13 protein-coding genes are annotated in these 11,448 nt (G+C 39.5%); 9 read left to right on the forward strand and 4 right to left on the reverse strand.

All coding sequences use genetic code 11. From position 1 onward, the window contains the following. Positions 1-6: 6 nt before the first annotated feature. From QME45_09710 to QME45_09740, 7 genes are all read left to right on the forward strand, one after another. A complete protein-coding gene (locus QME45_09710; protein ID MDI6618932.1) occupies positions 7-144 on the forward strand; it encodes a hypothetical protein in 138 nt (45 codons plus the stop codon). 53 nt (positions 145-197) lie between these two features. Next, positions 198-473 carry an NAD-binding protein gene (locus QME45_09715; protein ID MDI6618933.1) on the forward strand — a complete coding sequence of 92 codons (276 nt, stop codon included), beginning with the start codon at positions 198-200 and terminating at the stop codon, positions 471-473. Beyond that, complete coding sequence (locus QME45_09720) at positions 470-1,144, forward strand: TrkA family potassium uptake protein (GenBank protein MDI6618934.1); 675 nt, start codon at positions 470-472, stop codon at positions 1,142-1,144. Before QME45_09715 ends, QME45_09720 begins: the two co-directional genes overlap by 4 nt. Positions 1,145-1,319: 175 nt before the next feature. Continuing rightward, a complete protein-coding gene (locus QME45_09725) occupies positions 1,320-2,312 on the forward strand; it encodes a glycoside hydrolase family 130 protein (protein ID MDI6618935.1) in 993 nt (330 codons plus the stop codon). A gap of 152 nt (positions 2,313-2,464) precedes the next feature. Continuing rightward, a complete protein-coding gene (locus tag QME45_09730; GenBank protein ID MDI6618936.1) occupies positions 2,465-5,278 on the forward strand; it encodes a cation-transporting P-type ATPase in 2,814 nt (937 codons plus the stop codon). Positions 5,279-5,302: 24 nt separating this feature from the next. Beyond that, a complete protein-coding gene (locus tag QME45_09735) occupies positions 5,303-5,968 on the forward strand; it encodes a TrkA family potassium uptake protein (protein MDI6618937.1) in 666 nt (221 codons plus the stop codon). After that, positions 5,950-6,633 carry an NAD-binding protein gene (locus tag QME45_09740; GenBank protein MDI6618938.1) on the forward strand — a complete coding sequence of 228 codons (684 nt, stop codon included), beginning with the start codon at positions 5,950-5,952 and terminating at the stop codon, positions 6,631-6,633. Before QME45_09735 ends, QME45_09740 begins: the two co-directional genes overlap by 19 nt. 205 nt (positions 6,634-6,838) lie before the next feature. Here QME45_09740 and QME45_09745 read toward each other — a convergent pair whose 3' ends face one another. From QME45_09745 to QME45_09760, 4 genes are all read right to left on the reverse strand, one after another. Next, positions 6,839-7,633, reverse strand: coding sequence for an ABC transporter permease subunit (locus QME45_09745; protein MDI6618939.1), 795 nt, complete (start codon positions 7,631-7,633; stop codon positions 6,839-6,841). A 36-nt stretch (positions 7,634-7,669) separates the two neighbouring features. Next, positions 7,670-8,473, reverse strand: a complete 804-nt coding sequence (locus QME45_09750; GenBank protein ID MDI6618940.1) for an ABC transporter permease subunit — start codon at positions 8,471-8,473, stop codon at positions 7,670-7,672. A gap of 5 nt (positions 8,474-8,478) precedes the next feature. Continuing rightward, positions 8,479-9,360 carry an ABC transporter ATP-binding protein gene (locus tag QME45_09755; GenBank protein ID MDI6618941.1) on the reverse strand — a complete coding sequence of 294 codons (882 nt, stop codon included), beginning with the start codon at positions 9,358-9,360 and terminating at the stop codon, positions 8,479-8,481. A gap of 75 nt (positions 9,361-9,435) precedes the next feature. Further along, the gene (locus QME45_09760) at positions 9,436-10,056 is read right to left on the reverse strand and encodes a TetR/AcrR family transcriptional regulator (GenBank protein MDI6618942.1); all 621 of its coding nucleotides are present in this window, start codon (positions 10,054-10,056) and stop codon (positions 9,436-9,438) included. Between the two features lie 361 nt (positions 10,057-10,417). On the opposite strand from QME45_09760, the gene QME45_09765 reads away from it, so the two are divergent. Both QME45_09765 and QME45_09770 read left to right on the forward strand, forming a co-directional pair. Beyond that, the gene (locus QME45_09765; GenBank protein ID MDI6618943.1) at positions 10,418-10,963 is read left to right on the forward strand and encodes a phosphatase PAP2 family protein; all 546 of its coding nucleotides are present in this window, start codon (positions 10,418-10,420) and stop codon (positions 10,961-10,963) included. Positions 10,964-10,966: 3 nt separating this feature from the next. Then, entirely contained in the window at positions 10,967-11,293 is a 327-nt protein-coding gene (locus QME45_09770) for a methylated-DNA--[protein]-cysteine S-methyltransferase (GenBank protein ID MDI6618944.1), read from the forward strand. Positions 11,294-11,448 lie beyond the last annotated feature (155 nt).

The following is an 11,448-nucleotide window of genomic DNA, read 5'->3' on the forward strand; positions in this document are numbered from 1 at the left end:
ATTGAAATGGGGTTATTATTAGTCGTTGAGGATGATAAACAAATACGCAAATTTATAGATTTCTCGCTAAGATCACAGGAATACGATTGTGTTGAGGCATCGACAGGGAAAGATGCAATGAGCATTATCGCGACCCAGATATAGATATAGATGAAAAAGCCTTTAGAAAATTATCATCATCTTATGGAGGAATTTCCATAGAGGGTAATGGCACAGATATTGATTTGCTGATATTTGCAGGTGCCAAAAATGCTGATATTTTAGTTGCATCGACTAGCGACGATAATACCAATATTATGATAGCTCAAATTGCAAAACAGATTTTCAGGATAAATAGAGTGATTGCCCGAATATATGATTCCTCAAAGCAAATCGCTTATAATGGCATGGATATCGTGTCTATTTGTCCTGTAACGTTGTCGACAAATGAATTTAAAAGAATTGTTCTGTGCAAGGAGAGTGAGAAGATATGAAGATTCTTTTAGTTGGCGGTCATCGAAAAGTTAACTTTTTAACAAAATTTTTAAAGAGCAAGGGGCATAATATCACTGTCGTAAACGAAGATTGTGAGTTGTGTAAAATGCTTACAAATACATATGAAGTAATAAGCATCAATGGCGACGGGACCAAACCATATATACTGGAGGATGCAGGCATTTTGAAAATGGATACGGTTATTGCTTTAAGCAATATGGATTCTGCAAATTTGATCGTCTGCGAAATCGCCAAAAAGCAGTTTTATGTCAAAAACACGTTTGCAGTTGTAAACGATCCTGAAAATATGAGGGTGTTCAGGGAACTCGGCGTGAATAAATGCATCAGTGTTGCGCAGATACTTACAGACGCTATTGAACAAGAGGCGATAATGGAAAACTTAAAAAGCTATTTGCCAATGGAAAATGGAAAGATAGTTATTTGTGAGGTTGAATTGGATGATAAGTCCCCCGTGCTAAACAAAAAGTTATGGGAAATCGGGCTTCCAAAGGATAGCATTATCGGCTGCATAATAAAGGCGGAGCAAACAATAATTCCTCAAGGGAATACCGGTCTTAAGGCAGGCGATAGGGTCATTTTACTATCATCTCCGGATTCAATGTATAAAATCAATTTGCTTCTTTCAGGAGGTAAAGCGCGTGCTTATTAATCCAGAGAAAAGGTAAGCATATATAAAATTTGCCCAAAATATGGATAATAAGTATGATATAATTATATAGTGTGTGGATAAAATTGAAATCGTCAATAAAAATACGCAAAGATACTTTGACATGGAGAAGTATAGTGAATAAATAAAATTAATATGTTTATGGAAGTGAAAAAATATGCATAATAGTTCTGTAGGTATTTTGAAATGCAGCCACGTAATAAAACGCTGCGAAAAAAATCCTGTATTATCAGCTAAGGATGTTCCCTATGATGCAAACTTGATTTTTAACGCCGGAGTTATTAAATATCAGGGGAAATACGTAATGATATTCAGAAATGATTATGGATATAAGGATGGAAAGTTTAAGGGGACGAATCTTGGCATTGCATACAGCAGTGACGGTATAAGCTGGAAGGTTGAAAGCAAGCCGTTCTTTACTGTAGAAATGCTGAATGATTCTAAAATTAGAAGGTTTTATGATCCGAGACTCACGGTAATCGATGGCAAATGCTATATATGTTTTGCAGTGGACACAAATCATGGGACGCGGGGAGGCATCGGGGTTACAGACGATTTTCAGAGTATAAGGGTTTTAAATATGTCTGTTCCTGATAACAGAAATATGGTTCTGTTTCCCGAAAAAATAGGCGGGCTTTATACCCGGCTTGAGAGGCCCATGCCAGTTTACAGCAGAGGAAGTGACCGGTTTGACATATGGCTTTCAAGTTCTCCGGATTTAAGATACTGGGGAGATTCGAAGCTTGTATTGTCCGTTGAAGATGTTTCTTTCGCCAATAATAAAATAGGCCCCGCGGCACCTCCTGTTAAAACAAAATATGGCTGGCTTACAACCTTTCATGCAGTGGATACAGATGACAGCAGAGGTAAAAACGGATGGGAGGATTTCTGGCGCAAAAGATATAGTGCCGGAATCATGCTGCTCGATTTAGAAAACCCTTCAAAAGTAATAGGGATGTCTAAGCTTCCTTTGATAATTCCAGAGGCGGAATATGAGAGAAACGGTTTTAGAAATGATGTGATTTTCCCTGGCGGTATGATACTGGAGGAGAGCGGAGAGGTTAAAATTTATTATGGTGCGGCGGATACCGTAGAATGTATGGCAAGAGCAGATGTTAATGATTTAATTAAATTATGTTTAAATGAATAAGCATGCAGAAGTCATAAAGGCGGCGGTGCATATTTATAATATACCCCGAAGGCGGCAATAATATTGCAATTTACGACAAGTTATGATAATGTAGTAATACTTGATTATACTATTAAATTCAATATTAAAAATATGAATGAAGGTACTTTAGAATGGAAAAAGATAAACAAATACAAAATAATGAAAGCATTGAAAAAATATATAAACTTACATCCGAAGATGCATGCAAAGCATTGGATACAAGTTATAAAGGTTTAACGGCATCGGAAGCAGAAGAGAGGCAGAAAAAGTATGGCAAGAATGTTATAAGCCGCAAAAAAGGCAAATCTGTTATTTTAGTTTTTTTGTCTAACTTTGCCAGCTTAATGGCTATTTTATTATGGGTAGGCGGTATTATTGCATTTATAGCTAAGATGCCGGAGCTAGGCATTGCAATTTGGCTGGTCAATATCATAAACGGTGTTTTTAGTTTCTTCCAGGAATATCGTGCCAGCAAAGCTACGGAAGCATTGAAGAAGATGCTGCCTTCGTATGTGAGGGTTATAAGGGATAATAAAGAGCAGCAGATACTGTCTGAGGATCTGGCGCCCGGGGACATAATGCTTGTTGCGGAAGGCGATAAGATATCCGCTGATGCCCGAGTGCTTGAAAGCAGCGACCTTCAGGTAAATCAATCTACACTGACGGGCGAATCCAATCCGGTACGTAGAACTTATGACTCTGTTTTAAAAGAAGATCTTTCACGGTATGAAATTCCAAATCTTATTTTTGCGGGGACCAGCGTGGCAAGCGGTACGGCAAAAGCAGTGGTCGTATCGATAGGAATGAAAACTGAATTTGGAAAAATTGCAAATTTGACGCAAACCATGAGGGAAGAGCAGAGTCCACTGGAGCGGGAACTTGATATACTGACAAAACAGGTTTCAGTTATTGCTGTAAGCTTTGGAGTCTTATTTTTTGTAGCCGCTTCTATTTTTGTAAAAGAACCATTGGCTGAAGTTTTCATCTTTTCGTTAGGGATGATTGTTGCATTTATACCTGAAGGGTTACTGCCGACTGTTACCTTATCGCTGGCCATGGCTGTTCAGCGTATGGCTAAAGAGCATGCGCTGGTCAAAAAGCTTTCGGCTGTCGAAACACTGGGTTGTACCTCGGTTATTTGTTCGGATAAGACCGGGACGCTGACGCAGAACGAAATGACTGTACACCATCTATGGATGCCGGATCAGGAATATGAAGTTACGGGTCTCGGATATGCTCCTACAGGGAAAATTCTGGCGGGGGATCGTGAGGTCAGTGCTACCGATAATGGAGATTTAAAACTGCTTCTTACTGCAGCCGCTTTATGCAGCAATGCCCGTGTGGTTCCACCCAATAAAGAATCCGACAGGTATACCGTTTTAGGTGACCCTACAGAGGCTTGTCTGGGAGTAGTTGCCCAAAAAGCAGGAATTGATATTGAAGAGCAGTCAACATTGACACCGAGACTCAGGGAATTGCCCTTCGATTCAAGGCGTAAAAGGATGAGTACCATTCATCAGTTGGAAAATGTTGTAGATGGCTGCCGAAGGATTGCCTACGTAAAAGGTGCGCCTAAGGAAGTATTGGAACTGTGCACGGGGATATATCGCCATGGAGCCCGGGAAGAGTTGACAGATGAACAGCGCAGAAAAATAATGGAGGCAAATGATCGCTACGCCAGCAACGGCTTAAGGGTACTGGCTGTCGCATACAGGCTTTTGTCGAGAAAGGATAATCTGCCTGCTGCATTGAGCGCATATACTCCTGAAATCATTGAAAAAGATCTGACATTTGTCGGGCTCACCGTCATGGCAGATCCTCCGAGACCGGAAGTTGCAAAGGCTGTTGAGGTATGCCATAGGGCCAATATTCGTGTTATCATGATAACAGGTGATTATGGTCTGACGGCTGAGAGCATTGCCAAACGTATCGGCATTGTCAAAGGAAAACACCCGCGGATCATATCAGGTGTGGAACTGGAAAACATGCCGGATGAGGAACTTAAAGAAGCCTTAAAGGATGAGGTTATTTTTGCCAGAGTGGCGCCGGAACAAAAATACAGGGTGGTAAGCAACTTGCAGGAAATGGGGCATATTGTGGCTGTAACAGGCGACGGTGTTAATGATTCACCTGCGTTAAAAAAAGCTGATATCGGCGTGGCTATGGGTATCACGGGTACGGACGTTGCCAAGGAAGCTGCCGACATGATACTGACTGATGACAATTTTGCTTCAATTGTTAGAGCCATTGAAGAAGGGCGTGCAGTGTACAGCAATATCAGGAAATTTATTCTGTATATTCTTAACAGCAACGTCCCAGAGGGAGTACCTTCTGCGGCTTTTCTGTTCTCAAGAGGTATGATTCCACTGCCATTGACAGTTATGCAGATTCTTTCTATTGACCTTGGCACGGATATGATGCCGGCTCTTGGGCTTGGCACAGAGTTGCCGGAGAAGGGCGTTATGGATAAGCCGCCACGTTCACAGAAGGAAAGACTATTAAATAAGCAAATTTTCATCAAGGGATTTTTCTGGTATGGATTATTAGAGTCTATTGCCGCAATGGGTGCTTATTTTTTTGTGAATATGCTGAATGGATGGCCGAATGTTCCACTTGCAAGTTCAGGTATAGTTTACAGGAGAGCGACAACCATGACACTTGCAGCCATTGTCTTCTGCCAGGTTGGCATGGTGTTAAACTGCCGTACAGAGAAGCAGTCTGTTTTTAAAGTAGGCCTGTTTAGTAATAAAAGAGTAATGTTAGGCATTGCTTTTGAAATAGTGCTCATTAGTTTAATTATCTATGCGCCGTTTATGCATGCAATTTTCCAGACAGCATCCATAGGCATCAGAGAATGGGTATTCCTGATTTTTCTACCTCCATTGATTTTGCTTCTTGAGGAAATTAGAAAAGCTGTTTCTCGCAGACATGAAAAAAGAAAATAATTAAGAAATGAGGTGTAAATACTTATGAAAGTTATTATAGTCGGTTGTGGCAAGCTTGGCTCGGGATTAGCCCAAAACCTCTCAAAAAAAGGGCATAAAGTAACTATTATTGATACCAACCCGCAGGCATTTGAGCTTCTTGGCAAAGATTTTAAAGGGGAAACTATTGTGGGTATCGGTTTTGATAAGGGCATACTTGAGAAAGCCCAGATCAACTTTGCCGATGCAATTGTGGCATGCACTAAGAGCGATGATGCAAATGCGCTTATCGGCAGGATTTCACGAAATATTTATAGAGTCCCGAGGGTTATATCAAGGTTGTATGATCCGCGTAGGGCCGAGATTTATAGAAGCCTCGGCATTCAGACAATATCCACGACTACATGGGGTGTTCATCGAGCGGCAGAGATGCTGAGTTATAATCAGCTTGACAGCATTTTAACATTAGGGGATGTTGAAATAATAAGGGCCGAGACGCCTGCTCTTTTGGCAGGCAGAACCGTAAATGAACTCACAGTTATCGGTGAAATTCAGGTTATTGCAATCTGCCGTGATAATAAAACCTTTATGCCGACCAGGGGTACGGTTTTTCATAAACATGATGTGATTTTTGTCGCTGCTTTGACAACATCTGTAAACAGATTGAAAACACTGCTGGGTTTTGAGCAGAAATGGAGGAAAATCAGATGAATATTATTATAATAGGTGGAGGTAAAGTTGGAGCTTATATTGCAAAATTGCTTTTGAACGATAACTATTCCGTGAAAGTTATAGAAAATCGCAAGGATGTTTTAGATAAGCTGAAAAAGGAAATACCGGAAGACAACATTGTTTTAGGTAGCGGGACAGAGCCAAACGTCCTTGAGTCTTCAGGGATTACAGAGACTGACGTTGTTGCTGCAGTTACCGGTGCTGACGAAACCAATCTGGTTGCTTCTACGATTGCAAAGTTTGAATTTGGTGTTCCTCGTGTTATCGCGCGTGTCAACAATCCTCAAAATATGTGGCTGTTTAACTCAGGAATGGGAGTTGATGTTGGTTTAAATCAGGCTGATCTTATGGCTCATCTCGTAGTCGAAGAAATGGATCTTAAAAATATGCTGACATTGATGAAACTTAATCGCGGAGATTATTCAATTGTTCAGGTGAAGGTCGATGGTAATTCCGAAACTGTGAATAAACCTCTAAGAGATCTTTCGATCCCGTCAAAAGCAGTACTTATCGCAATCTTTCGCGGAAAGGATGTTATCATTCCGCGTGGAGACACTGTTATCGACAAAAATGATAATATTCTCGCATTGACTGACAAGGATAGTCAGGTGACGATAAATAAACTTTTTGGATCTGCAAAATGAAATGCTTATCGATAGTTTTGTTTAATGTAAGCTGCCGACAGCGAGGCAATAATATAAGCAACCGGAAAATGAAAAACATTTCCGGCTGCTTATATTATCATACGCATTTTTTTATGCCAGGAAAACTTAAATAGTGTTTGGTGCATAAAGATTATTCTTCAAATATAAAAAATGCACCCGGTACCGGTTATCATGGAGTGATAAATCATACTTTTAAATCCCTTTTTCGATAGAAGACATATGTTAAAGCAGAAAAAACGGCTGCGAGCAGAATTGACATGGTAACGGCGCTGGAGCTTAAGCCCTTTCCATTTACGATGTCTTCATAACTGAAATATTTAAAAGGTGATAGTACTTTCAGAGCATTTAAATGATCAGTCAAATCCGTAACTATATATATTACATATCCGCCGAGCAGTATTCCCGTAGCAAGGGACCCTGAGGCCTTTGGATTCTTCATTGAGGCTGAGAGCAAGGTTCCGAGGGACAGAAAAACCAGTTGGACTATAAACATGCTCAATATAAACATTGTTACTTCACCTGAAATGTCTCCGCCATTATTGTAAGCCTTAACCATAACTATCGATGAAAAGAGAGAAACGAGGTTAAGGATTAAGACATTTACCAGAGCGGCCAAGAGCTTTGAAGTAACGATAGTAGTCCGTGACACGGGTTTGACCATCAAAAATTCGGCCGTTTTATCGCGTTCCTCTTTTGCAATTATGCCACTTCCTAAAAGTACGGCATGGATGGCAGCCGTAAGCTCGATGTAAAGGAACATGAGGGCAAAAAAGCCGCTTATGGTCGTGACATCAAATGAACCGATGCCAAGTATTGCCTTCATCGTATGCGGCATTTTGTTAAAGACTTCATTGTTGCCTCCGCCGGAGGAATAAGCCGTGTACTTGCTCATGCCGCTTACCACCAGCAAGAACATACAGACGCTCCATATGATAATAGATTTTCGATTAGCTTTTAGTTCTCTTAAGAAAATATTCATAATAAAACCTCCCTTTGATTCGATCCGGAAGCATCTTCAGCTCACGGCGTTAATATCTTTTTTTATATAAATGATGTAAGATGCAGTTATCGCGACGGCTATAATGATCGCACCGGCAATAACATATGGCACCTCATATCCTGAGTTTTTAATGATATAGGTGCTGTCAAAGTATTTAAAAGGGGATATAAAACGTTCTGCATCGTTGTCTTTATCTGTGGCAATCAATGCGCCTATAATGTAAAATCCAAAAACGGTGCCAAGTGAAATCGGGAGTATGTTTTTAAGCCTTTTAAAGAATACCGAAACAATCATACCGATGGCCAGAAAAATAAGCTGGACAAAGAGCAGCGTGAGATTGATCATTAAGAACGGTTTTACAGTATAATTTTCTATTTCAGCAGCATTGACCATGATGTACAATGCAGCATAAAATACAGCATCGGTGGCGAGTATTACTGTCAAAGCCGCCAGGAGCTTTGCGCTTACGATGGCCGAACGTGAGACAGGTTTTACAAGCAGAAAGTCCGCCGTTCTCTCCCGTGATTCCTTTGAAAGTATGGAAACGCCAAGATTCATGGCCTGTATGGCCCCGCAAAGCGTAATAAAGGAAAATATCATGGAGTAGAATCCTAAAAATGAAGTAATGTAGTTAATGTCGATTCCAAGCATCGCCATGACAGTAGGCGGGTAACCGCTAAGCAGTTTTTTAAAATCTTCCGCATCGCTTGCCATTTCAGGATAGATTGAAATATATAATGCCGCCAGACCTATTAGGGCACATGCCCATATAATAGCCGACTTTCGCATGGATTTAAGCTCGTGTAAATACATATTCATATCGTTCAATCCTCCTTTGCATAATAATGCATGAAAATTTCCTCTAAATCGGGCTCGCCGATGGATATGTTGCTAAGTTCAATCTGGCTGATGCTTTTAATAATGGTGTTGATGTTTCCTCTAAATATAAAGCTGGCCGTATTATTCTTGATCTTCAAGCCGTTTACGCCGCTTATATTGAAAATTCCTTTGGAAATGCTAGATTTAGCCTCTATGCTGATCCTTTTATAACTGTTTTCCTGAAGGGTGCTCATCTTTTCAAGCTTGATGATTTTGCCTTCTTTGATGAAAGCTACTCTGCTGCACATTTTCTGAACCTCGCTTAAAATATGCGAGGAAAAAAATACTGTCGCACCTTTTTTGTTCTCCTGCTCTATGAGTTCGAAAAATCTTTGCTGCATCAGTGGATCAAGGCCGCTTGTGGGTTCATCGAGTATGATAAGCTTCGGCTCGTGCAGCAATCCCTGTACGATACCGACTTTTTTCTTATTGCCGAAGGAAAGGTCATCGATCTTCTTTTTCAGGTCCAGATCCATTATTTCCGCAAGTTCGTTTATGCGTTTCGTACAGTCTTTTTTATAGAAGCTGGCGGAATATTTGAGCAGATCGCAAACTTTCATATTGTCGTAATAAAAGACCTCCGAGGGTAGGTATCCGACTTCTTTTCTGATTTCAGGGTGATCGATGCAGCTTCTCCCGAATATAGTTGCGCTGCCGCTTGTAGGGTATATAAGCCCAAGCAGTGTACGGATAGTCGTCGATTTCCCCGCTCCGTTAGGTCCGATAAATCCGAAAATTTCCCCCTCTTCGATATTTAAGTTTACATCGATGATTCCTCTTGCTTTGCCGTAACTTTTTGTAAGGTTTTTAGTTTCAATAACACTCATATGAATTCCCTCCTGTATTTTCATTTAAAAAAACTCTTAATAAATTAATGTATTCTAATACTTTATTTGCCTCGATCATAAATATTCTTTTTTATATAAATTATTTTTAAGTAAATTAATGCATTCTTCAAATTCTTTGCATAATGAATCAAAGTTTACTTTAACTTTGCTTGATGCTATATTTATACATCCATAACCAAGCAGCGTAAGCATTTTCATTACAAGCTTCGGATCGATGCCATCCTTGAATTTCGAAGCATCCATACCCTTAAAAGCGATTTTGCGTCTGAAATCTTCACCTTCACTGTTTGATAAAATAGCGTCCTTATCGGCTTTTACTTCGCCATCGTTTTCAAAATATGCGCTGATTAAAAATGAAAAGATCGAAGGATGCTTTTTCATAATTGAAATTTCAATACGGGTGGCAAGCATAATTCTGTCAAAGAAATCGGTAATGCCATTATCGAATTTTTCATCCATTTCATTCTTAAAAATACTGCCGCACAAATTAATTAAATAAAGATATAATGCTTTTTTTGTCCCGAAGTAATGAAATATCATCGCCTTTGAAATTCCGGCAGCAGAGGCTATGTCTTTTATGGACGTTTTTTTATAGCCGTTGGCACCAAATGACGTAAGGGCGGCATCGATAATTGTATTCTGTTTTTCTGTGGGCAAATTTAAGAATTTTTCCAAAGGATCACCTCACAAATGATATTGACCGAATCGGTTTATATAATCATAGCATGATAAACCGGTTTGGTCAATGGACATCTAAAAATATTTTTGCGACCCGATTGGAATAATATTCTTCGGATATAAAATATGTGTCACACTACCCGATCTTCGATTTTGCAATATGAGATTATGTTATTTTGAACACTCATTCGACAGATTCAAGCTCACCCGATCTTTTTCTTTGCATGTAATATTTTAGTTGTGTATAATTATTTACATAATCTATATGACTAGAGTATTATAGAAATAATTGTAAAAGATGATAAATATATATTATTATAACTGCGGATAAAAAATATCCCGTATTGGAGGAAGATTTATGGTGGAAATTTTAAACGATTTTGACACAAATGTGCTTGTGTTTATTCATAGATATACTCATAATGCAATATTCGACATGATAATGCCGCGTATAACATTCCTGGGAAATGGCGGATTAGTATGGATAATTATATCGGCAATTTTACTGACCAGAAAGAGATACAGAAATGTTGGTCTTATGTGCCTTTGTGCATTGATAGTGAGTACGGTTTTAGGTCAGGTAATACTGAAACATTTGATCAAAAGGCCAAGGCCCTTTATATCGATGCCTGATGTCGGTTTATTGATTCCTGAACCTTTGGGCTACTCTTTTCCGTCAGGGCATAGCACGTCTGCTTTTGCAGTGTCAGGTATTATGTATGAGAAAATGAGGAAGTACGGGATATATGCTGTTATACTGGCAGTCTTAATCGCATTTTCAAGGATATATTTGTTTGTTCATTATCCATCAGATGTCATATTGGGCATCGTTATAGGGCTTATCTGTTCGAAAATTGTGCTTGGGATCAATAAGAAATTAACTTCCAACAGACTGGAGATGTAAAAGATGGCCAGTAATTTTTTCTCGAAAGTTTATGAAATAGTCTCTAAGATACCTAAAGGTAAAGTAACTACATACGGTCAGATTGCGTTATTTTTAGGCGATGTAAGAAATGCACGCATAGTAGGCTGGGCTATGAAAGCGGCGCCGGACTATCTTAATTTACCCTGCCACAGGGTAGTTAACAGATTCGGAGAAATGGCACCAGAATACGCATTTGGTTCAAAGGAAATTCAGAGGGCAATGCTGGCTTCGGAAGGGATTACTTTCAAGGATAATGGATGCGTAGATATAAAGAAACATTTATGGAGGGGACCGGATGGCAATATATAAAGGAGCGTGTAAAAAGTTATGATCAAAAAAGCAAGAAGTATTATTCTTCTATCTTCAATTCGTAATTTGAAACCAGGCCCGGACATAAATAGGATTATGCTATTTTGAGCAACGAATGAGCATTATGAAAGTTTTGATAAGTTCTTGGCTTTGCT

The sequence above is a fragment of the Clostridiales bacterium genome, assembly GCA_030016385.1.
In the GTDB taxonomy this organism is placed as follows: Bacteria; Bacillota; Clostridia; order Clostridiales; family Oxobacteraceae; genus JASEJN01.